Below are 25,284 nucleotides of genomic sequence, written 5' to 3'. Positions count from 1 at the left end.
CGGGTCAGGCGTCCCTGGCGCAGCGGAAGCCGGCGAAGATCTGCCGTCTGATCGGGTAGTCCCAGTTGCGGAACGTCGCCCGGATCGCGGAGGAGTCGGTGCCGAACGAACCACCGCGCAGCACCTTGTAGTCCGGTCCGAAGAAGACCTCCGAGTACTCGCGGTACGGGAAGGCCTCGAAGCCCGGATAGGGGTGGAAGTCCGTCGAGGTCCACTCCCAGACGTCGCCGATCAGCTGGTGCACGCCGCTCGCGGACACGCCCGCCGGGTACGCGCCGACCGGGGCCGGGCGCAGGTGGCGCTGGCCGAGGTTGGCGTGCAGCTCGGTCGGGTCCTCGTCGCCCCACGGGTACCGCCGCGAGGTCCGGGTGTCCGGGTCGAACCGCGCGGCCTTCTCCCACTCCGCCTCGGTCGGCAGTCGCTTGCCCACCCACGTCGCGTACGCCTGCGCCTCGTGGAAGCACACGTGCACAACGGGTTCGTCCGGCACGATCGGTTCAGTCACGCCGAACGCCGTGCGCACGAAGCTGTTGCCCTCGCGTCGCCAGAACCGCGGCGCCACCAGCTTGGCCGTGGTGCGGTGTTCCCAGCCCGCGTCCGTCCACAGGCGACGGTCGTCGTAGCCGCCGGCCAGGATGAACTCGGCGTACTCGGCGTTCGTGACCGGGGTGGTGTCGATGAAGAACGAGTCGACGTGGACGGCGTGCGCGGGGCGCTCGTTGTCGAGCGCCCACGGTTCGTCCGACGTGCCCATCTCGAACGGTCCACCCGGGATGAACGCTTCCGTTGCGGGAACGAGGTTTCCGTGCGGCGGCAGCGGCGCGTGCAGGACGGGTTCGCCGGTGCGCAGCTGGTGCGTGGCGAGCATCGTCTCGTCGTGCTGCTGCTCGTGCTGGACGATCATGCCGAACGCGAAGCCGTTCTCGACGAGGCGGCGGCCCTGCAGCGGCACCTTCTCCAGCACGTCGAACACCTTGCCGCGCACGTCACCGACGTACTGGCGGGCCTCGCGGGGGTTCAGCAGCGGTAACTCGGGCCGAACCGACCGGCCGTACTTGAACGCGTCGTAGTACTCGTCGATGTCGCTCCTGACCGGTTCACGACCGCCGACGTCGCGAACGAGCCAGAGCTCCTCCTGGTTGCCGATGTGCGCCAGGTCCCAGACCAGCGGCGACATCAGCTTCGAGTGCTGCCGGACGAGGTCGTGCTCGTCGACGGCATCGGTCAAGGCGGTGGAACGCGCGCGCGAACGCAACAGTTCCTCCGCAACGTGCTCGCGGAGTTCTTCCGTCACAGCTTCCCCTCAAGCTCGGAGCTGATGGCGCTGATCTGATCGTGTGAGAGACCGGTGCGGTGCAACGACTCGATGCCCAGCGCCACGACGTCTCGTGCCGCTCTGGCAATGCGTTCGTCCGCCATCCCGTGCCGCGCGGCGACGAGCCACCGCCCGGCCGCCCGTTCCGTCGCCGCCAGCACACCGTCCACGACGGACGGATCGCTGAACAGCGCGACGAGCAGCGCACTCGGCGCGATCCACCCGCCGGGCGCGGGCGTGTCGAGGTATCTGATCTCGATGTACCCGCGCGGCCGCACCGGCGGGAACATCGTGGTCAGGTGGTAGTCGAGGTCGTCGCTGGTGGGACTGCGGTCGAGCGCCCCGTCGACCCAGTCGGCGAACGAGAGCCGGCGCGGCGGAATCCAGCTGGCGCTCGGCCCGCGCACGACGATCACCGGCGCGTCGATCACCCGCCGGGCGTAGGCGGCCGCCGGATCGGCGCACACGGCGCTTGGCCTGGTGCGCACGGGATCCGTGCCGTAGAGCGTCCGCATCCGGGCCGACGCCCAGTCGCGGTGCATCCCGCCGATGCTCGGCGAGTTCGCGAACAGCGCGATCAGCACCGGCCCGAGCTGGTGCACGGCGGCCCACCGGTCCCGCAGGTGCTTCTCCTCGCCGAAGTCGAGGCACACCTGCAGTCCGGCCGTGTTGCACATCATGGCGATGCCGTCGCCGCCGACGCGCTCGAACGCGTGCTCCATCGCCGCGTACCGGGGCACCCGCAGCATGCGCGTGGGGCTGCGGTGCTGGTCCGCGCCGCGGTCGCCGAGCACGAGACCGTGGTCCGCCAGCATGGCGGTGAGCTGGGAGATGTCTTCCGCGACCGTCCGGAAGAGGTCCGGGAGGCTGGTGCAGGGAGGAGTCGAGATCTCGACCTGCCCGCCGGGTTCGACGGTCAACGGGGTGCCGCTGGGCAGCGGCCGCTGGGGGCTGTCCGGAACCAGCGTGGGCGGCGCGTGCTCTCCGAGAGCCGCGGCCAGCCGATGGCGGTCCAGCTGCTGGGCCGGGTCTTCCGCGTGGTGAACGGTCCATTCGAGCTCCACGCCGTAAAGCCGCGGAGGTCCGTGCTTGAAACAGACCGAGGCCACGTACGCCTCGGCCTCGGCGCGGTCGGCGAACATCGCCGGCGCCGGTTGGTCACGCAACGCAGTCACGCTGCCACACTCCCCGTGATCGAATGGCGCGTCCGACGCTACACGCGGGGTCTGACAGTTGCACGCTCGCAAATCCTTACAGATCAAGGATCTAGCTGCCCGCACGCGTGCGCACGGGGGAAATCCGCGCGGCTTCCTTGGCAGACCTCCAACTCATACCGTGATCACATGACTACTTGGCGTCTACGAGCCCAGGGCCTCGCCGGAGCGGTCGCGGCGGAGGGCGTTCTGCGCACCTCCGTGTGGCGCGAAGCCCTGGAAGCGACTCCGCGGCACGCGTTCGTGCCGAGGTTCTACCTGCGGCGGCCAGACGGCACGTGGGCGGAGACGACCTCCGCGGACGACGGCTGGCTCGCCGAGGTGTACCGCAACGAGCCGCTCGTCACCGACCCGGTGACGCTGTCCTCCTCGGCCAAGCCGAGTCGTCTGGTGCGGATGCTCGAAGCCCTCGACGTGCGCGACGGCCACCGGGTGCTGGCGACCGGCTGCGGCTACCTGGCCGCGCTGCTCGCGCACCGGCTCGGCCCGGACCGGGTGTTCACGCACCGCCTGGAGGAGCACGCGCCGTTCGACCGGATCATCGCGCTCTGCTCGACGACCATCCCGTGGGCCTGGGCGAGGCACGTGCGCGAAGGAGGTCTCGTGCTCGTCGATCTCGAACCGGGCAACCTCGTGCTGCTCACCCGGCACGCCGATCAGCTCGTTCTCACCGCGGAATTGAACTAATCTCGACGACGAGTTCGCGTATCCGTCGCGCGTGAACACTCATTTGAGACGCGTTCACAAGGGAGAACAATGCCGAAATTCCGGCTCGGACTCGCCGCGGCGGTAGCGCTTACAGGAATCGGTATCCCCGCACAAGCCGCTGAAGACACGTTCGTCGTGGTCCTGCGGGAGCACATTCTCAGCACAAAAGTCACATCTCAATACGACGTGCAGGTCCGCCACACGTATTCATCGGCGCTGAACGGGTTCAGCGCCACGATGACCGCGCAAAAAGCCGCACAGCTGAGCAAGGACCCGAACGTCGCCATGGTCCAGCGCAACAAGATCCATCGCATCAGCGACGCGCAGAACAACCCGCAGGCGTGGGGCCTGGACCGGATCGACCAGCGCAACATGCCGTTCGACCAGACCTACTACTACTCAACGGACGCGGCGAACGTGCACGCGTACGTCGTCGACACCGGCATCCGCGCGACGCACCAGCAGTTCGAGGGCAGGGTCAAGGAGGGCTTCGACGCCATCGACAACGACGCGAACCCCGACGACTGCCACGGCCACGGCACGCACGTCTCCGGCACGATCGGCGGCAAGGACTTCGGCGTCGCCAAGAAGGTCGCGCTGCACGGCGTCCGCGTCCTGGACTGCAAGGGCTCCGGCACCACCGAGCAGGTCGTCGCGGGCATCGACTGGGTGACGAAGAACGCGATCAGGCCCGCCGTCGCCAACATGTCGCTCGGCGGCGACGCGGACGACGTCCTGGACGCGGCGCTCAGGAACTCCATCGCGGCAGGCATCACGTACGCGGTCGCCGCGGGCAACAGCAACGGCGACGCGTGCACCCAATCGCCCGCGCGAGAGCCGAGCGCCATCACGGTCGGCGCGACCGCACGGGACGACAGCCGCGCCTACTTCAGCAACTACGGCACCTGCCTGGACCTCTTCGCGCCCGGCCTCGGCATCCTGAGCAGCTGGAAGGACTCCGACACGGCCACGCTGAACGCGTCCGGCACGAGCATGGCCTCGCCGCACGTCGCCGGCACCGCCGCGCTCTACCTCGCCAAGCACCCCGCGGCCACCCCGCGGGAGGTCCGCGACGCCCTCGTGCACCAAGCCACCCCCGGCAAGGTCACGAACCCGGGAGCCAACTCCCCCAACGAGCTGCTCTACACCGACCACGGCATCGTGCCGCCACCGCCCACGCCCGGCTGCGGCCGCAAGACCAACGACAACGACGTCGAGATCCCGGACGCCGGCGAGTACGTCGGCACGGCCATCCGGTACGCGGGGTGCAAGGGCAACGCCCCCAAGGCCACCAAGGTCGAGGTGACGATCAGGCACTCGGCACCGAGCGACGTGCGGATCGAGCTCGCCGGGCCGAGCGGCCGCACGTACCTGTTGAAAGCCAACGGCACGGGCACCGAGTTCCAGCCCTACTACACCGTCGACCTCTCGAGCGAAACCAAGAACGGCACCTGGCAGCTGCTCGTGCGCGACCGCAGTGAAGGCGACGTCGGAATCCTCGACAGCTGGGCCGTCACCCTGCCCAAGAAGTGAAAAAGCGGGGCCTCGCAGGAGGCCCCGCCTTTCACCGTCCACTCATCACGCCGCGGCGTTCGACTGAGCGCGCAGCACCGTGTTCGCGGTGGAGGCGTTCTTGATGGCGGTCTCGATCTGCGCCATCGTCGACGACGAGGTGATGCCGGGCACGGTGGCGGTGTTCAACGCGTACAACGTGAACGTGTACGGGTGAGTGGAACCGCCGGGACACGGGCCGAAGTACTTCAGCGCACTCGCCCCGCTGCCCATGGCCTTCTGCTTCGCCCCGCCCTGGTTGGGCACGTTGAAACCGGCACCGAGGTTTTCCGGCAACGAGGTCGTCGAACCAGGAATGTCCCAGATCGCCCAGTGCAGCTTGTTGCCGTTGTTCGCCTTGTCGGCGAACACGATCGCGTAGCCCTGCGCACCCGAGGACGCGCCCCACGCCAGCGGCGGCGACGGGTCCTGGCCCGCCGTGCCGTCACCGGCGCACGTGTACTTGGCGGGCATCATCGCGTTGTCCGCGAACGCCGACGACGTCAGCTTGAAGCCGCCGCCCCCGCCGCCCGAGTACTGGATGTCGATCAGCAGGATGCGGTCGTTGTTCGGGGTGCCGTCCTTGTCCGTGGTCGTGGTCAGCCAGATGTCACCGTCGTGGTCGACCTCGACCGTGCGCAACCGGTCGTAGGTGCCCTGGAAGTACACCTTCTGGTCGACCAGCGTGTCGCCGTCGATCCGCATCCGGTAGACGCGCTGCCCCACGGTGGTGGCCACGAACACGTAGTCGTTGATGATCGTCAGGCCGGACGGTGAGGCCTGCGAGGTCGACCACGTCTTCTTCGGCGCGATGTAGCCGGAGCAGCTGCCCGTGGTGCCCTCGCAGTTCGGCCAGCCGTAGTTGCCGCCCTTGACGATCAGGTTGACCTCGTCCTGCGTGGAGTCGCCGAACTCGGACTCCCACAGCCGGCCCTTCGAGTCGAAGTCGAGGCCCTGCGGGTTGCGGTGGCCCTTCGACCAGACGGCGTTGCCGAACGGGTTGTCGGACGGGATCGAGCCGTCCAGGTTGATCCGCAGGATCTTGCCGTTGAGCGAGTTGTTGTTCTGCGGGTTGTTGTCCGGGTTCTGCGCGTCGCCGACGGACACGTACAGCTTGCCGTCGACCGGTCCGTACCGCAGGCGCCCGCCGTTGTGGTAGCGGTTCTTCGCCATGCCCTGCAACAGGATCTGGTACGAGCTCTGCACCAGCGCGCCGTTCTCGTACTTGATCCGGATGACGCGGTTGCCCTCGGACGCCGTGTGGTAGACGTACAGCCAGTGGTCGGTGCTGAACGACGGCGCGATCTCCAGGCCGAGCAGGCCGCCCTCGCCGTTCGTGCCGACGGCTTGGCTGATCTTGCCCGCCAGCGTCTTCTGCCCGCTCTTGGTCAGCCGGTAGATGTTGAACGTGTTGCGCTCGCTGAAGAGCGCCGAACCGTCCGGCAGGAACACCAGGCCCCACGCCACGTCCACACCGGACGCGATCGTGGACACCGTGCCGGGGTCGGGCGTGCCGGACGGCCCACCGGCCGCCGGGGTCACCTTGATCTCGTTGGACAGCCCGGACCTGTTGCCCTTCGCGTCCTTCGCGAGCACCCGGAACGCGTACTCGGTGCCGGCGGTCAGCCCGGCCACCGTCGCCGAGGTGGCGTTGCCGTCGGCGGTCTGCTTGGCCTCACCGTTGACGTAGATCTCGTACCCGGTGACGCCCACGTTGTCGGTGGAGGCGTTCCAGGCGAGGTCGACCGAGGTCGCGGTCTTGCCGGTCGAGCGCAGGTTGCCGGGAACCGTCGGCGCCTCGTTGTCCGGCGGTGCCGGCTGGGTGCGGCCGAGGACGTTGTTGGAGGCCTGCGAGACGTTGTTCGCGGCGTCCTTGGCGAACACGGTCCAGTCGTAGTCCGTGTCGGGCTGCAGACCGGTGGCGGTCGCCTCCAGGACGTTGCCGACGCTCAGCACGTGCTGGCCGTGCTGGTAGATCTCGTAGCCGGTCACGCCCACGTTGTCCGTGGCCGCCTCCCACTTCAGCGACACCGTGGTGGCCGTCGAGGAGACGAACTGCAGGTTCTTCGGCGGGGTCGGCGGCTCGGTGTCCACCGGGCCGAGCCGGACCGCGGAGATCTTGTCGGCGTTCGGGCCGCCGTTCGCGGTCGTGGCGGTGGCGCGGATCTTGTTCGCCCCCGCCTTGAGCGTGACCTTCGCGGTCCGCGTCTGCCACGTCGTCCACGCGCCGGTCCCGGGGAACGACACGGTCTGCGCCGCACCGCCGTTCACGGTCACCGAGACCGGGCGGTCGGTTGTCGTCCCGTTGGCGTAGCGGAACGTCAGCTCGTGCTCACCGGCCTGGTCCGCGGTGAGGGTGTACTCGACGTACGAGCCCACCACGTTGTCGTAGTTGACGAAGCCGGTGCCGGAGAACCCGGCGTGGTTCGACTCGACGACGCCCTGGGAGATCGTCGCGTTCTCCGCTTCCTGATCCAGAGCGGGCGCCGCGTGGGCGCTCTCGGATACCGACATCAATGCGATGGCCGTCGCGAACGCAACACCCATCGCGCCGAGCGCGCGTAACGCCCGGCTTCTGCTCGGTGCCACTGTTGTGCCTCCCACAAGACGGGTAGGGGGATCACTCCATGCGGCGGCGGGTTCAGTTATTGGATAGAAACTTTCCTATCTGTCGCGCAGATCACACCATCGCATGACAACAGCTGTCAATCCCCTCACGAGGTGCGGGAAAGCGCTTACAGGTCCCGGTTCTGGGCGAGCGCGGCGATCAGGTCGGAGACCGCTCGGCTCACCAGCAGATCGACCACGTGGACGCCTGTGGACTCACGCCGCTGCCACCCCAGGCGCTCCGCGAGCGTCGACAGCTTGACGATCTCCTGCGTCTCCATGGCGGTGGAGGATATTGGTGGTGGCACAGCCGTCGGCGCAGGCCCGGCCGATGATCCACACGAACGGGTCCGCTCCGAAAAGATCACGCCGAAGATCACACAGATGGAGCCGTCCAATCCGTACGTACGGATTGGATTTCCCGCTCCCGCCCTGCGACCATCTACCGGTGCCCAGGGTGAGCCAGGACCACCTCGACGCCCGCCGCCGTCAGATCCTCGACGGCGCGCGTGCCTGCTTCGCGCGCCACGGCTACGAGGGTGCCACGGTACGCCGCCTGGAGGAGGCGACGGGCCTGTCCCGCGGTGCGATCTTCCACCACTTCCGCGACAAGGAGTCGCTGTTCCTGGCCCTCGCCGAGGACGACGCGCTGCGCATGGCCGACGTGGTGGCCGAACAGGGCCTCGTCCAGGTGATGCGCGACCTCCTCGACGAACCGGAGAAGCGGGACGAGGAGCACGCGGCGGACTGGCTCGGCACGCGGCTGGAGGTCTCCCGCCGGCTGCGCACCGACCCGGACTTCCGCGCCCGCTGGGCCGAGCGCAGCGAGCAGCTCACCCAGGCCACCCGGCAGCGCCTCATCCGCCAGCGCGAGGCCGGCAACCTGCGTGACGACGTCGACGTCACCGTCCTGACGAACTTCCTGGAACTGGTCCTCGAAGGACTGGTCTCGCACCTCGCCATGGGCCTTCCGGCCGACGACATGGAACCCGTGCTCGATCTCGTCGAAGAAACCGTGCGGAGACACCGCCGAAGCTCTTGAAGCTTCTTCACGTAGCCCGCACTGTGGACCCATGTCCACGCTGAAGACCGCCGCCCAGTTCTTCGCGCTGCGCACGCTCGTCCGCGGCTACGCGCTGCTCGGTGACCCGTACGCCGGTGTGATCGCCTCGCCGCCGGACCGCGACCCGTACCCCCTGTACGAGAAGGTGCGCGCGAAGGGCGACATGGTCCGCAGCAGGATGGGCGCCTACGTCACGCCGTCCCGCGAGATCTGCGACTCGGTGCTGCGCGACAACCGGTTCATCACGATGACGTTCGACGAGGCGTCGCTGGTGCCGGTCAAGCTGGTCAAGGACGGCGAGAAGATCGTCAACCCGGTGCAGGACTCGTTCCTGATGATGAACCCTCCCCACCACACCCGGCTGCGCAAGCTCGTCCAGCCGTTCTTCACGCCACGCGCCCTGAAGGACCGCACCGAGTCCATCCAGAAGATCGTCATCGACTACCTGGACCGGCTCGACGGCCGGTTCGACGTGGTCAGCGAGTTCGCCGCGCAGGTGCCGATCCAGGTCATCGCGGACCTGCTCGGCGTGCCCGACAGCGACAAGGAGATCTTCGCCCGCTGGGGCAGTTCGCTCGCCGAGACGCTCGACGGCGTGTGGTCGTACAAGCAGCTGAAGAGCCTGCACGCCACCATCATCGAGTACAACGACTACATCGACGGCCTGATGGACGAGCGCCGCCGCAACCCGCAGGACGACATCGTCAGCCACCTCGTCACGCAGCACGCCGACCTCACCCGCGAGGATCTCGTCGCCACCACCGGGTTGTTGCTGTTCGCCGGGTTCGAGACGACGGTCAACCTGATCGGCAACGGCGTGCTGAAGGCGTTCGAGAACCCGCACACCGTCGCCCCGCTCGCGCAGAGCCCCGAGTACGCCGAGGGGTTCGTCGAGGAGGTCCTGCGGCTCGACCCGCCCGTGCAGTACACGATCCGCTGGCCGAAGGAACGCCTCGAGCTGGCGGGTGTCTCGCTGCCCAAGGGCATGCCGGTGATGCTCATGCTCGCGGCGGCCAACCGCGATCCGCGGGTGTTCAAGGACCCGTTGAAGTTCGACCCGACGCGGTCCAACGCGCGCGAGCACCTGTCGTTCAGCGCGGGCATCCACTACTGCATCGGCGCGGGGCTCAGCCGCATCGAGGGCGCCATCGCGTTGCACGAGTTGTTCAAGCGGTTCCCGAACCTCGCGCCGGACGGCCCGGTGGCGCGCAGGAAGTCCAAGCTGATTCGCGGCGCGTTGCGACTTCCGGTTCGTGCGAACGAAACCAAACGATCACTGGCGGTGAACTAGAGCTGACGTGGGGCGAAATCCGTCGCGACACGTGCTCGACTTCACCCGGCTGGAGCAATGTTCGTGCCCCAATGACACTTCTCCGTAGTGCATGCTTGAAAGCAGAGAGGGAGACCCGCCGCACCGCCGCCGCGACGGGCCTCCCTCTCGCCTTTTGTCGATGAAGGGCTCCTTCATCCACGTGAGGTGGATGAAGGAGCCCTTCATCGCTCGCGGTCAGGACCTGATCCACACCCAGCGGTAGCCCTCGGGGTCCTCCGAACCCCAGGTGACCCGGGCCGAGTTGTGCGTGCCGCCCTCACACCTGCTACCGCCGTACGTCAGCACGTCCGGCGTGCCGAACCGGTCGACCTCGACGCTCGAGTACTTGCCGGAGGAGCCGATCAGGCACCGCCCGTTGACCCGGATGCTCTTGACCCAGTCGACCTGGTAGCTGACGGCCACGCAGGCCGTGTGGCCACCGGCCTGGCAGGCCTCGGCGACGGCCGGTCCGGCGGTCACCGCCACCACACCGGCCGACAACGCCGCAGCCGCGAACAACACCTTTGCCCGACCCATTTCTCCGCCTTTCTCGCAGCCGATCCCCGCAACCGACGTTACGGAGCGAAAGGCGCGAAACAGACGAATTTCGAGCAATGAGGAAAGACTTCCCGTGCTATTCGACGCCCGACATCAACTTCCTGATCACCGGTGCACCCACGGCCAGTGCGGCGCCGAGCACCACGGCCGCACCGCCCAGCGTGAAGAAGTACGCCGACGGGCTCGTCGTGTAGAACTTCACGAGCTGCGCGGCCACACCGGTACCGGCCGACACCGCGAGGAACCAGAGGCTCATCGTCTGCGACGCGAACGCCCTGGGCGCCAGCTTCGTCGTGACCGACAGGCCGACCGGCGACAGCATCAGCTCACCGCACGTCATGATCAGGAACATCACGACCAGCCAGAGCGGCGTCACCTTGCCGTCGGCGGCCGAGTTGCTCGCGAAGTACATGAGCACGAACGACAGTCCGACCAGCACGAGCGCACTCGCGAACTTGCGCGGCGTGGACGGCGCCCGGTCGCCGAGCTTCACCCACAGCAGTGCGAACACCGGCGCCAGCGCGATGATCATGATCGGGTTGATCGACTGGAACCACGCGACCGGGAACTCCCAGCCGAGGACGTGGTTGTCGACGTGCGAGTCGGCGAACTCGGCGATGACCGACGCGCTCTGCTCGAAGATCAGCCAGAACATCGCCGCCGCGATGAACAGCGGGATGTACGCGATGACGCGCGGCTTCTCCTCGGGCAGCGTCTTCTTGCTGCGCAGCATCACGGTGAAGTACGTGACGGGCAGGACGATCGACATGATGCTGATCATCAGGATGACGCCCTCGACGCCGCCCAGCAGGTACGACACGACGCCCAGCACGGCGATCGCGGCCACGATGCCGCCGATGACGCCGTAGACGCGGCCCTTCTCCTGCGCCGGCAACGGGTTCGGCGGCACGGCGGCGGACCCGCGCAGGTGCTTGCGGCCGAGCTGGTACTGGATCAGGCCGAGCGCCATGCCGACCGCGGCGACCGCGAAGCCCGCGTGGAAGCCGATGCCCTTCGCGAGCGCGCCGGTGATCAACGGCGAGACGAAGCCACCGATGTTGATCGCCATGTAGAAGACGGTGAAGCCGGCGTCGCGGCGCGTGTCGTGCTTCTCGTAGAGACCGCCGACGACGGTCGAGATGTTCGGCTTGAGCAGGCCGGTGCCGAAGACGATGAAGATCAGGCCGAGGTACACGCCCGCGATCCCGATCGGCAGCGCCAGTGCGATGTGACCGCACATGATCAGGACGCCGCCGTAGAACGTGGCGCGCTGGCCGCCGAACACGCGGTCCGCGAGCCAGCCGCCGGCGACCCCGGACATGTAGACCGCGGTGCCGTAGATGGCGACGACGGACAGCGCGAGCGCCTTGTCGACGCCCAGACCGCCCTGCGACACGGCCGTCCACAGGTAGAGGCCGAGGATGGCCTTCATCCCGTAGTACGAGAACCGTTCCCACAGTTCGGTGAAGAACAGCGTGGACAAGCCTCGGGGGTGTCCGAAGAAGCCCTTGTCCTGCGCGGAGATGCTGGCGCTGGGTGCGCTCACGTCATCGTCCTCTCGTGTCAACGATGTCACGGCGGATTCGGTGGACATTACGCCGAACGCTCGTACGGCTGGAAATCGAGGTTGCGTCCAAGTGGCCCAGCTCTCCTGCCGGGGTGCGGGATTGAGCGGGATTTGATGCACTGCTGACATGGACTTGATCCAGGCGCACGGGTTGGCCATGACGGAGTTCGACCGGCGGGTGCGAGCGATCGCACCGGAGCAGTGGGTGCTCGGCACGCCCTGCCGCGAGTGGTCCGTCAGAGACCTCGTCGGACACCTGGTGTACGAACAGCTCTGGGCCCCGGAGTTGCTCGCGGGCTGCACGGTCAAACAGGTCGGCGACAGGTTCGACCACGACAACCTGGGCGACGACCCGCTGGTGTCGTGGGTGGTCGCGGCCGCGGCGGCGCGCGAGGCGTGGCTGGAGCCGTCGGCGTTGACCAGGACCGTGAGCGTGTCGTCCGGGACGATCGACGCCGAGGAGTACTGCTGGCAGATGACCACGGACCTCGCCGTCCACGCGTGGGACCTGGCGCGGTCCATCGGTGCCGACGAGCGGATCGATCCGGACCTCGCCTCGACGGTCCTGGCCTACGTGGAGCGGAATGTCGAAGACTGGAGCGGAACTTCGGCGTTCGACTCACCGGTGCCGGTCGCACCGGACGCCGACGACCAAACCCGGCTAATAGGACTCTTGGGACGTAAGCCGTAGCCCCTTGACGCCTGTTGCTTAAGTTGCGCAAAGTAGTGCCACCGCCGCTTTCAGTAAGGAAAGTTACCTGTCGAAAGAGGTGGCAATGCGCAAGCTCGCCCCAGGGCTTTTCGCCGTGTCCGCGCTCGTGGCTTCCGTCCTGGCCTCCCCCGCCGCCCAGGCCGCCGGTCCGAGCGCCTCGCAGTTGCTCGCCAAGCTCACGTCGTGCCAGCAGATCTCGAACGGCAAGTACCGCAGCGACACCGAGACCGCCGCGAACATCCCGGTCTGCGGCAAGAACGGCGCGGTCTGGTACAAGGCCGACCTGGACGTCGACTGCGACGGTCAGGTCACCAGCAAGTGCAACAAGAACACCGACCCGTGGTTCCAGTCCGACACCGCCTTCCACGACTCGAAGGGCAAGCCGCTGGTCGCGGACAAGCTCCCGTACGTGGTCGTGCCGTCGGCCAGCGGCACGTGGGACTACCGCAAGTTCGGCATCCAGGGCGGTGGCGTCGTGGCCGTCATCTACAACAACAAGGTCACGTACGCCGTCGTCGGCGACACGGGCCCGACGAACATCATCGGTGAGGCGTCCTACGCCACCGCCGCGAGCCTGGGCATCAACCCCGACCCGAAGAACGGCGGGACCGACGGCCCGGTGCACTACATCTACTTCAAGAACTCGAAGGTGTCGCCGATCGAGGACCACGCGAAGGCGACGTCCACCGGCGAGGCCCTGGCCCAGCAGTTCCTCAACAACAACTGAGTGCTTGAAGCGCCCCGCCCCGCATCCCCCTCTGCCTCCTGCGTGGCGGGGCGCTCCTCCCCCGATCGCGGCTTCTCAGATCCCCCCGGACTGGTTTGGCCGCAGTGCATTTCTACAGGTCGATCGTTGTCCGGTGTCGGAGCGTGACGACTGGACAACGACCTCCGGACAACGTTTTGGTCTCCGGCCCCTGAACGTCAGGCGACCTTCTTCTCGAGTGTGACGCACCTGATGCCCACGGCGTCGAAGTGCTCGCCGGACTTCACGAACCCGGCGCTCTCGTACAGCCGCAGGTTCTCGTCGCTCTCGGCCCCCGTGAACAGCCAGACGACCTCGTCGGGCGCCAGCGCGCAGACCGCTTCGAGCAACCGCCGCCCGAGCCCCCTGCCCTGCTGGTCCGGCGCGACCGCGAGCCGTGCGACCTCCATGCGCGCGCCGTCGACCTTCCCCCGGACGCTGCCCACGAGCCGATGCCCGTCCCACGCCCCGAGCGCGGGCATGCCGGACTCGACGTGCTTCCTGATCTCCTCCACCGTCTCGACGAGCGGCGGCAGCTCCCACGCGCCGTACCGCCTGGCCTCGGCGAGGTAGGCGGCGCGCTGGATCGTCATGACCTCGCCGGCGTGCCCCGGCGCGAGTGGTCCGATGTGGACGGTCACGGCCCGGTGACCCCCGGCGTCCAGCTCTCCGGCAGCCCGCTCTCGGTGAGGATGATCTGGTGGTCGTGGAACCCCTCCGGCGCGTCCGGCTGCCACGGCCACTGCCCCTGCGGCGTCGGCACGATGATCTGCAACGCCGCGAACTCCGACCCGTCGTAGAGCAGGTACGCGCTGCCGAAGAACTCCGGGTAGAACCCCTTGTACACCCGCTCGAACGTGACCGGCACGCCCTCGAAGAAGTCGTGGTAGAGCTGTCCCGGCACGAACCGCTCACCACCGCTCGCCCTCTTGACGTACATGTTGATCAGGTTCTCGCCCATGCCCTGCGGCAGCCCGATCACCACGGCCTCCGCGACTCCGAACCGCCGCCACGCCCCCACCGAGAACACGTAGCCCGCGCCCTCGGCGTCCGGGTTCACGACGATGTTGGTGTGGCCGTACCGGTCGGCGGCGGAGAGCAGCCGGGCACGCAATGCGATGTCTTCGTCGGAAAGCACGGCATCCACCCTACGCAGCGAAACAGCTTAGAGCTTCTCCAAGGCTCCCACCTTCAGGCAGATTTGCGGCGAAACGATGGAGTCCGACCGGGTTCCGCTCCTAGCGTTCCTCCATGCCCAAGAGAGAATCCAGCGTGGTGGGGCGAGAGTTCGGCAACGGCGTCCGCAAAGTCATCGAACGAACGGGCCTGACCCAGCGCAAGCTCGCCGAGCTGCTCGGCTGGCAGGAAGCCAAGATCTCCGACCTGCTCGCAGGCAAAGGCGGTTGCAGCGAGACGGAAGTCCGCGAACTGCTCGCGTACTGCCGCACCCCGGTCAGGGAACGCGAGCACCTGATCGCGTTGTTCCGGGAGTCGAGGGAGAAGGGCTGGCTCCAGATTCCCGAAGACGGCGTGCCGGACCAGGTCCGCACATTGATCGAGCACGAGAAGGAAGCCAACGAGATCCTCTGTTGGTCGATGATCCTCGTGCCCGGCCTGCTTCAGATCTACGAGTACATCGAGGCGGTCACCGCCAAGGCGCAAACCGTCTCCCCCGACAACATCGCGGCGACCATTGCCGCGAGGGCCGCCAGAGGAAAGATCCTCGAGCACAGCAGGAAGTTCACCTTCCTCGTGCACGAGCAGGCTCTCTGGCTACCGGTCGGCGGCCTGGAGGTGTGGCGTTCCCAACTGGTTCGCCTGTTGCAGTTGTCGGTGCGGCCCTACATCACGATCCGGATCGTGCCTCGGTCGGCAGGTGTCCACGCAGGTGCTTCAGGCGACTTCAGGCTGATGAAATTTCCGAAGTACCCACCCCTCGTCTACGTCGAGAGCCTCAGGTGCTCCCTCTTCTTCGATGACAAGGAAACCGTCGACCTCTACGAGAACGTCCTGAAGGCGCTCGCGGCCGTCGCGCTGGATGAGGCAGGATCGAGGGAGGTGATCAACAGCATCTTGGAGGGCCTCCAATGACCCACTGGCGCAAGAGCAGCTACAGCGGTGACGGCGACAACTGCGTGGAAGTCGGTCGTGGCATCGGCATCCGGGACAGCAAGGCGCCGTCCACCCACCTGCCCGTCTCCCGCGAAGCCTGGACCGCGTTCCTCAAGCTGGCTCGACGCCGGTGAGCTCGACGCTCTCCTCCCACACGCGGGCAGCGAGCGCCTCGTCCGCGAGCTGACCGCGGACGGGTTCGATCCGAGGCTTGCCGCGCAGCCCGAACACGCGCGGCCCCAGCATCTGCCCACTGCGCACGTCCGGGTCCAGCACGGCCTGGACCGCCGGCCACGCGCCGGCGGCCTTGTCCTGCAACAAGAGCGACGCGGGGAACGTGATCGAGTCGAGTGCGCCGCCGGGGTGGTTGACGATGCTCGTCACCGCGCTCTGGCGCCGAGCGAGCTCGAAGCCGAACAGCATCTGCGCCTGCTTCGACCTGGCGTAGGCGTCTCCGTCCTTCACCTTCTTGCCCCTGAGGCTGCCGGTGGTGACGACCCGGCCTTCCGGCGCGGCCGCGAGCAACGGCATCAGCCAGCTGACCAGCACGAAGTGTCCGAGGTGGTTGGTCGTGTACATCAACTCGGCGTCGTCGATCATGACCCCGGCGTTGCACACGACCGCGTCGAGCCTGTCCAGCTCGCCCGCAGCGGCCTTCAACGACGTGAGGTCAGCGAGATCAAGCTGTAGGTGACGCACGCGCGCACCCGGCACCACAGCACGGATGGACGCCATCGCTGCGTCAGCCTTCGTCGCACTCCGGCTGCCCAGGATCACCGTGGCACCGGTACCGGCGAGCTGCTCGGCGACGTGATACCCGATGCCCGCATTGGCACCCGTGACCAGAAAGGTCTTCCCCTCAGCACTCATACTCGCACAATAATCGAAGTCGCTACGATTTCGGTATGACTCCGACCGGACGCCGTGAACGCAAGAAGGCCGCCACCACCCGAGCCCTGGCCGAAGCCGCGCGCAGGCTGTTCCTGGAGCGCGGGTTCGACCAGGTCACGGTGGCCGAGATCGCCGAAGAGGCCGACACGGCGGTGTCGACGTTGTTCGCGCACTTCCCCGGCGGCAAGGAGGCACTGGTCCTCGGCGACCGGACCGAACGCGAGCAGTCGCTGACCGCCGCGATCAAGGAACGCCCCGAAGGCGTGTCGATCCTCCAGGCCCTGCACGACTTCCTCGCCACGCGCGGCCCGTTCGACCCCGACCCCACCCGGCAGGACACCCGCCTCGCCGCCCTCGTCGTCGCCACCCCGGCCCTGCGCGCCTACGCCCGATCGCTGTGGACCGGCTGCGAAACCACGCTCGCCCAGGTCATCGCCGAAGAAACCGAGGCCGATGACTTCTCACTGCGCCAGCTCGCCCGGTACGTCCTGGAAATCCCGGACCTGGCGGGCACCGACCCCAACCCGCCCGCCGCCCTGGCCGCCGCGTTCGCCCGCCTGAAGCTCGCCTGGCCCGACCTGTAAACGATGAACGGCGCATTTGTCCACGTGAGGTGGGCAAATGCGCCGTTCATCGAGAAAACGGGAGGGTCAGCCGACCTCGGCCATGACCTCGTCCGACACGTCGAAGTTCGCGAAGACGTTCTGCACGTCGTCGCAGTCCTCCAGCGCGTCGATCAGCTTGAAGATCTTCTTGGCGCCCTCGGCCTCCAGCTGCACCGACACCGACGGCAGGAAGCTCGACTCCGCCGACTCGTAGTCGATGCCCGCGTCCTGCAGCGCCTTGCGCACCGGGATCAGGTCGCCCGCCTCGGACACGACCTCGAAGGCCTCGCCCAGGTCGTTGACCTCCTCGGCACCGGCCTCCAGCACGGCCATCATCACGTCGTCCTCGGTCGTGCCCGCCTTCGGCACGATCACGACGCCCTTGCGGCTGAACATGTACGCCACCGAGCCGGGGTCGGCCATCGAGCCGCCGTTGCGGGTCATCGCGGTGCGGACCTCGGTGGCGGCGCGGTTGCGGTTGTCCGTGAGGCACTCGATGAGCACCGCGACACCGTTGGGGCCGTAGCCCTCGTACATGATCGTCTGCCAGTCGGCGCCGCCGGCTTCCTCGCCGCCGCCGCGCTTGCGGGCGCGCTCGATGTTGTCGAGCGGCACCGAGTTCTTGCGGGCCTTCTGGATCGCGTCGTACAGCGTCGGGTTGCCATCCGGGTCCCCACCACCGGTGCGGGCCGCCACCTCGATGTTCTTGATCAGCCGCGCGAAGAGCTTGCCGCGCTTGGCGTCAATGGCGGCCTTCTTGTGCTTGGTGGTCGCCCACTTGGAGTGGCCGCTCATTTCTCCTCCGAACCAGTCAAACCACGAACCATGTCCACGAACAGGCGGTGGACGCGCTCGTCCCCCGTGAGCTCCGGGTGGAACGCCGTGGCCAGCACGTTGCCCTGCCTGACCGCGACGATCCTACCGGCGGCGTCGCCCGCCTCAGCCGTAACGGGCACCGTAGCGAGCACCTCGACGTCTCCGCTCACCGCCTCCACCCACGGCGCACGGATGAACACGGCGTGCACCTTCTCACCGGCGAGGTCGAGGTCGGTCTCGAACGAGTCGATCTGCCGCCCGAAGGCGTTCCGCCGGACCGTCACGTCCAAACCACCGAGCTGGTGCTGGTCCTCGCGGCCGTCGAGCACGGTGTTGGCCAGCAGGATCATGCCCGCGCACGACCCGTACGCGGGGAAGCCCGCCTTGATCTTGGCCCGCAGCGGCTCGAGCAGCTCGAAGTTGTCCAGCAGCTTGCTGATGGTCGTCGACTCGCCACCGGGGATCACGATGCCGTCCAGCTCGTCGAGCTCGTCCGGACGGCGGATGGGGCGTGCGGTGACGTCACACTTGGCCAGCGAGATCAAGTGCTCCTGGACGTCGCCCTGCAGGGCGAGCACGCCGATGACGGGTGGGGCAGCGACAACCATGCCCACCAGCATATTTCAGCCGCCGGGGACTCCTGACAGTGGTCGCCCCTGGGCGTTTCAGCCCAGTGCGCGGTGATCGTTTTTCCTCCCGACGGGCGTCGACCCTGTCGAGTTAACGACGTTAACTCGACAGGGTGTCCAGCATCGACGACCACATGACCACCCTGCCCCGCGACCCGCGCGCCGACGAGTACCCGATGCCGTTCGTGCCGAACGGCTGGTACGCGGTTCTGCGCAGCGTCCAGCTCCCGCGCGGGAAGGTCGTGCCCCTGCACTACTTCGGCCGGGCCCTCATCGCCTTCCGCGGTCCCGACGGGCGGCCCGCCGTGCGGGACGCCCACTGCCCGCACTACGGCGCCCACCTCGGCGTCGGCGGGAAGGTGGTGGACGGGCAGGTCGAGTGCCCGTTCCACGGCTGGCGGTTCGGCGCGGACGGCCGGTGCACCTACGCGCCGTTCGCGGCCCGGCCGCCGAAGGTGTCGATCGGCGGGTTCGAGGTCCGCGAGCACAGCGGCCTGATCTTCGTCCACACCGGGCAGGACGCGCCGGCGTGGGAGGTGCCGGAGATCCCGGAGGCCACCGCCCGCGAGTTCGCGCAGCCGATCGACGACGTGCAGACCGCGCGCATCCACATCCAGGAGATGCGCGAGAACATCGTCGACGAGTCCCACTTCCACTTCATCCACGGCCAGAGCGAGCCGCCCGTGCAGGACCTCGTCGTGGACGGCCCGTTCGCCGAGGTCCGGGGTCGCTTCGGGCGGCGGGTGCTGGCCTGGGAGCTCGACAACACCTTCGACGTGTTCATGTACGGCCCCGGCGTGATGGTGGTGCGCGTGTTCGGCAAGCTGCTCTCCTTGACCGCCATCGCGCTCACCACCCCGATCGACGACAGGACGAGCGAGCTGCGGATGCTCTACCACGTGCGCAAGCCCGCGGGGCTGCCGTTCCTCGCGCCGCTGCTCAAGCTCGTCTTCCGCACGCAGGCTCTCGGCGAGGTGCGCGAGGAGGTCCGCATCTGGGACCACAAGATCCACCAGGCCCGTCCCGTGCTGCTGCAGCACGAGCGCGGCATCAAGGCGCTGCGGCGCTGGTACGCCCAGTTCTACCCCGGCGGCTCCGCCGGTTCGTGACCGAGCGGGGAACTCATTCGACGTGGCCGGAAGCGTTCCGGGGTACCTGCGACCAGGTGTGGCGGTAGCGGATCAGGCCGACGATGAGCCACCCGCCGACGAACAGGCCGGGCAGGTCGGCCACGAAGGCGTGCACGATGAGCGTCAACAGGTTCTCGCCGGCGTGGGCCTGCGGGCGCAGCGGCACCCAGATCGCGCCGAGCCCGGTGAAGGTGAAGTAGACCAGCGCGGGCCAGAACACCCGGCGAACGCCCCGGTAGGCGAGAACGCCGAGCACCAGGCAGACCGGCACGGCGATCGCGGCTCCCGCGACGACCGCCGGCCGCGGCGGGGTGAGCAGCACGAACGCGATGAGCAGCGTCCAGAAAGCCGACCAGATCCCGTAGGCGGCGACGGCCAGTTGCTGTGGCCGGGTCCACGGACCGGGAACGAGATCCTTCCTGCCGCTCATGTGGCGTCCTGCGCGGGTGCCGCGACGACCGCCCAGTCCAGACTGCCCGCCACGAGGTCGTCGGCCACCTGCCGCAACCAGCCCAGCTCGGCGCGGCGAACCGCATGGGCGTACTCGATCTCCAGGAAAGACACCCGGTCAAGATCGTTGGCCGCCCTGTACCGCTCGATCTCGTCGAACTCGGCGACCTGCGCCTCGACGGCACGGATCCTGCGCTCCAGCAGCTCTCGGACCGTGACCGGGTCGAGGTGGGCCGCCTTCTCCAGCGCGAAGGCGAACCGGGGCAGATCACGCCGGTCCAGCTCCCCCAGCTCGTCGCGCAGCCAGCCGAGCAGCCGCTCCCGACCGGCCGAGGTGATCCGGTAGACGGTGCGTTCCGGCAGATTGCCCGCCCTGTTCGTGGCGACCGGGGCGATCAGCCCGTCGCGGGACAACCGGTCGATCACGCTGTAGAGCGAGCCGCTCTTGTGCTCGGCCAGCAGGTCCTTCCGGCGTTGGGTGGTCAGCTGCTGGATCTCATATGGGTGCATCGACCGCTCGTGCAGGAGCGTCAACACCGTCCAGTACCAGGGATTTCTGGGCGTCTCCTTGCGGGGCATCCACCTACCTTATCTCAGGTACCTGTTTTCAGATAGGCCTGCGTCAGCCGGCGCTCTGCCGATCGGGTTCGATGAGCAGCACGACCCGCTCCTCGTCCCGCGAGTACGGGCCGCCGATGTACTTGGTGGCGATCCGGTCGACGACCTCCCACGCGGCGTCGCCCTCCAGCCACTCCACGACCCGGCCGCGGACGACGACCGGGTGGAACGGGTTGTCCACGGGCGTCAGGGAGAACGCGACCCGCGGGTCCCGGCGCAGGTTGCGAGCCTTCTGACTGTGCGGGCCGGTCATGATCGCGATGTGGTCGCCGTGCGTGCCGATCCAGATCGGGACGGAGTGCGGGCTGCCGTCGGGCAGCACGGTGGCGAGGTGGGCGAGCGCGGTGCCGTCGAGCGCGGCGCGAACTTCGGGCTTGATCATCGCTGGACCTCGTAACGGACGTGGGTGACTCCGGGCGCGGGAACGACCTCGACGAGGTTCAGGCGCACGTGCTTCGGCAGGTTCCGGAAGAACGGGCGTCCCTCGCCGAGCAGGATCGGCACTTGGTGCAGGATCACCTCGTCGACCAGGCCCGCTTCGAGGGCCGAGGCGAGGACTCCGCCGCCCATGAGGCCGACGTCCTTGCCCTCGGCCAGTTCGAGGGCCTTCGCCACCGCGTCCTCGATGCCGGTGGTGACCAGCGTCTGCCGTTCGGTGATCTCCGGCGCCGGGCGGTGGCTGAGCACGACGACCTTCGCGCCCGGATGCGGGCTGCCGCCGCCGAAGTGCTCGGAGTCCTCGTAGGTGTTGCGTCCCGCGACCACGGCACCCACGCGGGCGGCGAGGAAGTCGAAGATCTTCGCGCTGGGCTCGCTCAGCTTGAAGCCGTCGAACACCTGACTGGGCGTGTCGCCGTCGAAGTACCAGTCGAAGAGCATGCCGCCGTCGCCGAGCCCGCGGCCGGGACCGGGCTCGCGGCCCGTGATGTACCCGTCGGCCGAGACCGAGTGCGCGCTGATCACCTTGCCCATTGGGTTCCCCTCAGTTGAGTTCCTTGAGGGAACCCTAGCATTCCTGAGTTCCCTGAGGGAACCCCAGTTGCTAAAGTCGTGGGCATGCAGCGAACGGACTTCGGCAGGATGGCGTGCTCCATCGCGCGCACGCTCGACGTCATCGGAGAGCCGTGGTCACCGTTGATCCTGCGGGACGTGTGGGTCGGCATGTGCCGGTTCGAGCAGCTCCAGGCCGACCTGGGCATCAGCCGCAAGGTGCTGACCGAGCGCCTGAACCACCTCGTGGACCACGGCGTGCTGGAACGGCGCCCCTACGACAACCGCCCGCGCTACGAGTACGTGCTCACGCCCAAGGGAACCGAGCTGGTCGACCTGCTGATGGTCATGGCCGGGTGGGGCGACCGGTGGCTGGCGGGCGAGGCGGGTCCGCCGGTGCTGTACCGGCACCACGCGTGCGGGGAGATCAGCAGCGTCGAGCTGAGCTGCGCGCACTGCGGCAAGCCGATGCACGCCGACGACGTCGACGTGCTGCCCGGCCCCGGCTCGCCCTAGCCGCCGAGTGCACGCGGGGACGCTGCGTGCGCCAGGAGTGCACGAAAGCTCCCCGCGTGTCGTTCAGTGCTCGTCGTAGTGGCCGCCGTGAGAGGCATGCCGATGCCCGTCGTGCACGTAGTCGACGTGGTCGGCGTGAGGGATCGCCACGTGACCGCACCCGTCGCCGTGCGCGTGGTCGTGCGCATCGTGCTCGGTGTGGCCGGACGGTTCGCACTCGTCGAAGTGGCCGTCGTGCTCGCGGTGCAGGTGGCCGTCGTGGACGTAGTCGACGTGATCGCTGTGCGGCACCCCGACGTGCCCACAGCCCTCGCCGTGGACGTGGGAGTGCTCGACGTGTTCAAGGTGGCTCGTTGTCATGGGGTCAGGCTGCGCCAACGCACCGTTCTCCGCGTGCCGGGCCGCCCGGCCGGGTGACACCCGAAAGCCGCGAGCCGCCCCCTTCGTGAGGGGACGGCTCGCGATCATCACCGAGCTACGGTCAGTCGACGGTGACGAGCTGCTCCTGCGCCACCCCGGCCGTCTGGCGCGACTTCACGAAGCGCCACCCGAGGAACAGCACGAGAGCAAGAACGGGAATCGACCAGAACGCGATCTTCTCGGCCGTGCCGGCGAACGCCATCTGCCCGATCACGAGCGCGAGGAACACCAACGTGCCCCACGAGGTGTAAGGCGCGCCGGGCATCCGGTACGACGGCCGTTCCACCTGTCCCGCCAAGGCCTTCTTGCGCAACTTCATCTGACAGATGATGAGCGTGGCCCACGTCGAGACGACGCCCAACGACGCGATGGCGATCGCGATGTCGAACGCCTCCTTGGGCACCATGTAGTTGAGCACCACGCCGAACAGGTACGCGACACCGGTGAAGAGGATGCCGCCGTACGGCACGTGCCGGGAGTTCATCTTGCCGGTGAACGCGGGCGCCTCGCCCTTCTGCGCCAGCGACCGCAGGATGCGGCCGGTGGAGTAGAGGCCCGAGTTGCACGACGACAGCGCGGCCGTCAGCACGACGGCGTTCATGATGTCGCCGACGGCCGGGATGCCCAGCGCCGAGAACACGGTCACGAACGGCGACTCGGTGCCGGTGAAGTGGTCCCACGGCAGCAACATCGTCAGCAGCAGCACGGAACCGACGTAGAAGATCGCGATCCGGTACACCACGCCGTTGATGGCGCGCGGCATGATCTTCTCGGGGTCCTTGGTCTCGCCCGCCGCGATGCCGACGAGCTCGATGGCCGAGTAGGCGAAGACGACGGCCTGCAGGGTCATCAGGGCGACGCCGAAGCCGTGCGGGAACAGGCCGCCGTGGCCGAGGGTGTTCGACACCGACGCCGTGGTGCCGCCGATGTCCGCGGCGCCGATCACGAGGCCGACACCGGTCACCAGGAACACGACGATGGCCGTGACCTTGATGACGGAGAACCAGAACTCCAGCTCACCGAACAACTTCACGGACAGCATGTTGATCGACACGAGCACGACCAGGGCCACCAGCGCGGTGATCCACTGCGGCGCGTTGGGGAACCACTTGTGCATGTAGATCGCGACGGCGGTGATCTCGGCGATGCCGGTCATCGCCCAGTTGACCCAGTACATCCAGCCGGACGTGAAGCCCGCCCACGGGCCGATGAACTCGCGGGCGTACTCGACGAAGCTGCCGGCCACCGGGCGGTGCAGCACGAGCTCGCCCAGCGCGCGCATGACGAAGAACGCCGCGAGACCGCACACCGCGTAGGACAGGATCAGCGACGGCCCCGCGGTGGCGAGGCGTCCGCCCGCACCCAGGAAGAGGCCGACGCCGATCGCGCCACCGATGGCGATCATCTGCACCTGGCGCTTGCTCAGCGCCTTGGTGTAGCCGTCCGCATCAGTTTCCAGAGAACTCACGAGGGGTTCCTTCCGAAACGGAAAAATGCTCGCGTCGGAACCTCCCGCGCCCCGACGCGCTGTTGTCGGGGACCTTAGTGAGTGGCGGTCATCACCAAGTAATCAGTTGGGGAAGGCTTAACGTAAGGGACATCACACAGGGCGGCGTTCAGGTCCTCCCAAATGTCCTCGACGTGCTCAAGTCCCACGGAAATGCGCAGCAAATTCTCCGGAACGCCGGAAGCACGCAGTTCCTCGCCGGGTACCAGCCGGTGGGTGAGCGCCCACGGGTGCTCGATCAGCGTGTCGACCGAGCCCAGCGACACCGCGGGCGTGACCAGCTTCAGCCGCCGCACGATCGCGGTCGGGTCGCCGTGCACGCCGAACGCGATCATCGCGCCGGTCCCCCGCAGCTGCACCGACGCGGACGGGTAGCGCACGAACTCCACGGCGTCGTGCTCGGCGAGCCGCGCGGCGAGCAGAGCGGCTGACCGGGAAGCCGCCTCGACCCGCAACGGCAGCGTCGCCAGCCCGCGGTGCAGCAGGTAGCCGCCCAACGGGTGCAGCACGGCCCCGGTGATGATCCTGACCTGCCGCAACGCCGCCGCCCGTTCCTCCGAGCAGGCCACCACGCCGCCGAGCACGTCACCGTGGCCGCCGAGGTACTTGGTGCCGGAGTGCAGCGCGTACGAGGCGCCGTGCAGGGCCGGGTTCTGCAGGATCGGCGTCGCGAAGGTGTTGTCGACCACGACCGGCACCGCTCCGGCCTGCCGCACGACGTGCTCGATGTCGACCTGGTCGAGGTTCGGGTTGGCCGGGGTCTCGACGACGACGAGCCCGGTGTCCGGCCGGATCGCGGAGGACACCAGTCCCGCTTCGACGTAGGTGGTGGAGACGCCCAGGAGACCGGACGACAGCAGGTGGTCGGTGCCGCCGTAGAGCGGCCGCACGGCCACGACGTGCGGCTTTCCGGCCATCACGCAGGCGGCTTGGATCACCGCGGTGACCGCGGCCATGCCGCTGCCGAACGCGACCGCGGCGTCGGTGTGCTCAAGCCGCGCGAGCGCCTGCTCGAACCGGGCCACGGTCGGGTTGTGCAACCGCGCGTACACGGGCGACGACGCGTGCGCCGCGCCCGTGGCCCACTCGCCCAATGCGGCCCCGCCGAGCGCCTGGTCGGGCACGGGGTAGGTGGTGGACAGGTCGATGGGAGGTGCGTGCACGCCCAGCTCGGCGAGGTCGTCGCGGCCGCCGTGCACTGCGATGGTCTCGATGCGCGTCATGGCCGGAATGGTGGAGACTTCCTCG

The 25,284-nt window shown here is 68.1% G+C and carries 29 protein-coding genes; 11 read left to right on the top strand and 18 right to left on the bottom strand.

Annotation, left to right across the window (positions count from 1 at the left end):
* Positions 1 to 4: 4 nt before the first annotated feature.
* Positions 5 to 1,294: an ergothioneine biosynthesis protein EgtB gene (egtB, locus tag ABZV40_RS27225; protein ID WP_355447267.1), complete on the bottom strand. Its 1,290-nt coding sequence runs from the start codon at positions 1,292 to 1,294 to the stop codon at positions 5 to 7.
* Positions 1,291 to 2,490 (bottom strand): glutamate-cysteine ligase family protein, encoded by a 1,200-nt coding sequence (locus ABZV40_RS27220; protein WP_355447264.1) that lies wholly within the window; start codon positions 2,488 to 2,490, stop codon positions 1,291 to 1,293. The genes egtB and ABZV40_RS27220 overlap by 4 nt, the downstream gene beginning before the upstream one ends.
* A 168-nt stretch (positions 2,491 to 2,658) precedes the next feature.
* Here ABZV40_RS27220 and ABZV40_RS27215 point away from each other — a divergent pair, with 168 nt between their 5' ends.
* Both ABZV40_RS27215 and ABZV40_RS27210 read left to right on the top strand, forming a co-directional pair.
* Positions 2,659 to 3,216 (top strand): hypothetical protein, encoded by a 558-nt coding sequence (locus ABZV40_RS27215; protein WP_355447261.1) that lies wholly within the window; start codon positions 2,659 to 2,661, stop codon positions 3,214 to 3,216.
* Between the two features lie 207 nt (positions 3,217 to 3,423).
* A complete protein-coding gene (locus tag ABZV40_RS27210) occupies positions 3,424 to 4,770 on the top strand; it encodes a S8 family serine peptidase (protein ID WP_355447258.1) in 1,347 nt (448 codons plus the stop codon).
* A 45-nt stretch (positions 4,771 to 4,815) separates the two neighbouring features.
* Here the strand turns inward: ABZV40_RS27210 and ABZV40_RS27205 are convergent, their stop codons facing one another.
* Both ABZV40_RS27205 and ABZV40_RS27200 read right to left on the bottom strand, forming a co-directional pair.
* A complete protein-coding gene (locus ABZV40_RS27205; RefSeq protein WP_355447255.1) occupies positions 4,816 to 7,302 on the bottom strand; it encodes a PQQ-dependent sugar dehydrogenase in 2,487 nt (828 codons plus the stop codon).
* 221 nt (positions 7,303 to 7,523) lie between these two features.
* Positions 7,524 to 7,676 (bottom strand): hypothetical protein, encoded by a 153-nt coding sequence (locus ABZV40_RS27200; protein ID WP_355447252.1) that lies wholly within the window; start codon positions 7,674 to 7,676, stop codon positions 7,524 to 7,526.
* Between the two features lie 167 nt (positions 7,677 to 7,843).
* Between ABZV40_RS27200 and ABZV40_RS27195 the strand changes: the two genes are divergently transcribed.
* Both ABZV40_RS27195 and ABZV40_RS27190 read left to right on the top strand, forming a co-directional pair.
* Positions 7,844 to 8,437, top strand: coding sequence for a helix-turn-helix domain-containing protein (locus ABZV40_RS27195; RefSeq protein ID WP_355447249.1), 594 nt, complete (start codon positions 7,844 to 7,846; stop codon positions 8,435 to 8,437).
* 31 nt (positions 8,438 to 8,468) lie between these two features.
* Positions 8,469 to 9,749: a cytochrome P450 gene (locus tag ABZV40_RS27190; RefSeq protein ID WP_355447246.1), complete on the top strand. Its 1,281-nt coding sequence runs from the start codon at positions 8,469 to 8,471 to the stop codon at positions 9,747 to 9,749.
* A gap of 216 nt (positions 9,750 to 9,965) precedes the next feature.
* Here the strand turns inward: ABZV40_RS27190 and ABZV40_RS27185 are convergent, their stop codons facing one another.
* Both ABZV40_RS27185 and ABZV40_RS27180 read right to left on the bottom strand, forming a co-directional pair.
* Positions 9,966 to 10,307 carry a hypothetical protein gene (locus ABZV40_RS27185; protein ID WP_355447243.1) on the bottom strand — a complete coding sequence of 114 codons (342 nt, stop codon included), beginning with the start codon at positions 10,305 to 10,307 and terminating at the stop codon, positions 9,966 to 9,968.
* A gap of 97 nt (positions 10,308 to 10,404) precedes the next feature.
* Positions 10,405 to 11,874 (bottom strand): peptide MFS transporter, encoded by a 1,470-nt coding sequence (locus ABZV40_RS27180; protein WP_355447241.1) that lies wholly within the window; start codon positions 11,872 to 11,874, stop codon positions 10,405 to 10,407.
* 148 nt (positions 11,875 to 12,022) lie between these two features.
* Here ABZV40_RS27180 and ABZV40_RS27175 point away from each other — a divergent pair, with 148 nt between their 5' ends.
* Entirely contained in the window at positions 12,023 to 12,586 is a 564-nt protein-coding gene (locus tag ABZV40_RS27175) for a TIGR03086 family metal-binding protein (protein ID WP_355447238.1), read from the top strand.
* An 85-nt stretch (positions 12,587 to 12,671) separates the two neighbouring features.
* Positions 12,672 to 13,334 carry a glycoside hydrolase family 75 protein gene (locus ABZV40_RS27170; RefSeq protein ID WP_355447235.1) on the top strand — a complete coding sequence of 221 codons (663 nt, stop codon included), beginning with the start codon at positions 12,672 to 12,674 and terminating at the stop codon, positions 13,332 to 13,334.
* 197 nt (positions 13,335 to 13,531) lie between these two features.
* Here the strand turns inward: ABZV40_RS27170 and ABZV40_RS27165 are convergent, their stop codons facing one another.
* Together ABZV40_RS27165 and ABZV40_RS27160 are read right to left on the bottom strand one after the other, a co-directional pair.
* Complete coding sequence (locus ABZV40_RS27165) at positions 13,532 to 13,993, bottom strand: GNAT family N-acetyltransferase (protein ID WP_355447232.1); 462 nt, start codon at positions 13,991 to 13,993, stop codon at positions 13,532 to 13,534.
* Complete coding sequence (locus ABZV40_RS27160) at positions 13,990 to 14,490, bottom strand: DUF4262 domain-containing protein (RefSeq protein WP_355447229.1); 501 nt, start codon at positions 14,488 to 14,490, stop codon at positions 13,990 to 13,992. The genes ABZV40_RS27165 and ABZV40_RS27160 overlap by 4 nt, the downstream gene beginning before the upstream one ends.
* 113 nt (positions 14,491 to 14,603) lie before the next feature.
* On the opposite strand from ABZV40_RS27160, the gene ABZV40_RS27155 reads away from it, so the two are divergent.
* A complete protein-coding gene (locus tag ABZV40_RS27155) occupies positions 14,604 to 15,443 on the top strand; it encodes a helix-turn-helix transcriptional regulator (protein WP_355447226.1) in 840 nt (279 codons plus the stop codon).
* Positions 15,440 to 15,598 (top strand): DUF397 domain-containing protein, encoded by a 159-nt coding sequence (locus ABZV40_RS27150; RefSeq protein WP_355447223.1) that lies wholly within the window; start codon positions 15,440 to 15,442, stop codon positions 15,596 to 15,598. The genes ABZV40_RS27155 and ABZV40_RS27150 overlap by 4 nt, the downstream gene beginning before the upstream one ends.
* Here the strand turns inward: ABZV40_RS27150 and ABZV40_RS27145 are convergent.
* Positions 15,576 to 16,334, bottom strand: coding sequence for an SDR family NAD(P)-dependent oxidoreductase (locus ABZV40_RS27145; RefSeq protein ID WP_355447220.1), 759 nt, complete (start codon positions 16,332 to 16,334; stop codon positions 15,576 to 15,578). The two genes, ABZV40_RS27150 and ABZV40_RS27145, sit on opposite strands and share 23 nt — an antisense overlap.
* Before the next feature lie 35 nt (positions 16,335 to 16,369).
* Here ABZV40_RS27145 and ABZV40_RS27140 point away from each other — a divergent pair, with 35 nt between their 5' ends.
* The gene (locus tag ABZV40_RS27140; RefSeq protein WP_355447217.1) at positions 16,370 to 16,939 is read left to right on the top strand and encodes a helix-turn-helix domain-containing protein; all 570 of its coding nucleotides are present in this window, start codon (positions 16,370 to 16,372) and stop codon (positions 16,937 to 16,939) included.
* Between the two features lie 66 nt (positions 16,940 to 17,005).
* Here ABZV40_RS27140 and ABZV40_RS27135 read toward each other — a convergent pair whose 3' ends face one another.
* Positions 17,006 to 17,755 carry a YebC/PmpR family DNA-binding transcriptional regulator gene (locus ABZV40_RS27135; RefSeq protein WP_355447214.1) on the bottom strand — a complete coding sequence of 250 codons (750 nt, stop codon included), beginning with the start codon at positions 17,753 to 17,755 and terminating at the stop codon, positions 17,006 to 17,008.
* Complete coding sequence (pdxT, locus tag ABZV40_RS27130; protein ID WP_355447211.1) at positions 17,752 to 18,384, bottom strand: pyridoxal 5'-phosphate synthase glutaminase subunit PdxT; 633 nt, start codon at positions 18,382 to 18,384, stop codon at positions 17,752 to 17,754. The genes ABZV40_RS27135 and pdxT overlap by 4 nt, the downstream gene beginning before the upstream one ends.
* Positions 18,385 to 18,518: 134 nt before the next feature.
* On the opposite strand from pdxT, the gene ABZV40_RS27125 reads away from it, so the two are divergent.
* Positions 18,519 to 19,514, top strand: coding sequence for a Rieske 2Fe-2S domain-containing protein (locus ABZV40_RS27125; RefSeq protein ID WP_355447208.1), 996 nt, complete (start codon positions 18,519 to 18,521; stop codon positions 19,512 to 19,514).
* Positions 19,515 to 19,527: 13 nt separating this feature from the next.
* Here ABZV40_RS27125 and ABZV40_RS27120 read toward each other — a convergent pair whose 3' ends face one another.
* The 4 genes from ABZV40_RS27120 to ABZV40_RS27105 are packed head-to-tail and all read right to left on the bottom strand — an operon-like array spanning position 19,528 to position 21,575.
* Complete coding sequence (locus tag ABZV40_RS27120; protein ID WP_355447205.1) at positions 19,528 to 19,965, bottom strand: hypothetical protein; 438 nt, start codon at positions 19,963 to 19,965, stop codon at positions 19,528 to 19,530.
* Entirely contained in the window at positions 19,962 to 20,564 is a 603-nt protein-coding gene (locus ABZV40_RS27115) for a PadR family transcriptional regulator (RefSeq protein ID WP_355447202.1), read from the bottom strand. Before ABZV40_RS27115 ends, ABZV40_RS27120 begins: the two co-directional genes overlap by 4 nt.
* Positions 20,565 to 20,607: 43 nt before the next feature.
* Positions 20,608 to 20,985, bottom strand: a complete 378-nt coding sequence (locus ABZV40_RS27110; RefSeq protein WP_355447200.1) for a PPOX class F420-dependent oxidoreductase — start codon at positions 20,983 to 20,985, stop codon at positions 20,608 to 20,610.
* The gene (locus ABZV40_RS27105) at positions 20,982 to 21,575 is read right to left on the bottom strand and encodes a dihydrofolate reductase family protein (RefSeq protein WP_355447197.1); all 594 of its coding nucleotides are present in this window, start codon (positions 21,573 to 21,575) and stop codon (positions 20,982 to 20,984) included. Before ABZV40_RS27105 ends, ABZV40_RS27110 begins: the two co-directional genes overlap by 4 nt.
* A gap of 84 nt (positions 21,576 to 21,659) precedes the next feature.
* On the opposite strand from ABZV40_RS27105, the gene ABZV40_RS27100 reads away from it, so the two are divergent.
* Positions 21,660 to 22,109, top strand: coding sequence for a helix-turn-helix domain-containing protein (locus ABZV40_RS27100; RefSeq protein ID WP_355447194.1), 450 nt, complete (start codon positions 21,660 to 21,662; stop codon positions 22,107 to 22,109).
* A gap of 63 nt (positions 22,110 to 22,172) precedes the next feature.
* Here the strand turns inward: ABZV40_RS27100 and ABZV40_RS27095 are convergent, their stop codons facing one another.
* The 3 genes from ABZV40_RS27095 to ABZV40_RS27085 all read right to left on the bottom strand — a co-directional run bounded on the left by ABZV40_RS27095 (position 22,173) and on the right by ABZV40_RS27085 (position 25,259).
* A complete protein-coding gene (locus ABZV40_RS27095; protein WP_355447191.1) occupies positions 22,173 to 22,469 on the bottom strand; it encodes a hypothetical protein in 297 nt (98 codons plus the stop codon).
* Positions 22,470 to 22,590: 121 nt separating this feature from the next.
* Positions 22,591 to 23,934 (bottom strand): amino acid permease, encoded by a 1,344-nt coding sequence (locus ABZV40_RS27090; protein WP_355447420.1) that lies wholly within the window; start codon positions 23,932 to 23,934, stop codon positions 22,591 to 22,593.
* A gap of 137 nt (positions 23,935 to 24,071) precedes the next feature.
* The gene (locus tag ABZV40_RS27085; protein WP_355447188.1) at positions 24,072 to 25,259 is read right to left on the bottom strand and encodes a PLP-dependent transferase; all 1,188 of its coding nucleotides are present in this window, start codon (positions 25,257 to 25,259) and stop codon (positions 24,072 to 24,074) included.
* Positions 25,260 to 25,284 lie beyond the last annotated feature (25 nt).

This window comes from Lentzea sp. NPDC004782, from assembly GCF_040609115.1.
In the GTDB taxonomy this organism is placed as follows: domain Bacteria; phylum Actinomycetota; class Actinomycetes; order Mycobacteriales; family Pseudonocardiaceae; genus Lentzea.
Note: the sequence above shows the minus strand (reverse complement) of the source record. Positions and strands in the feature narration are given on the sequence as shown.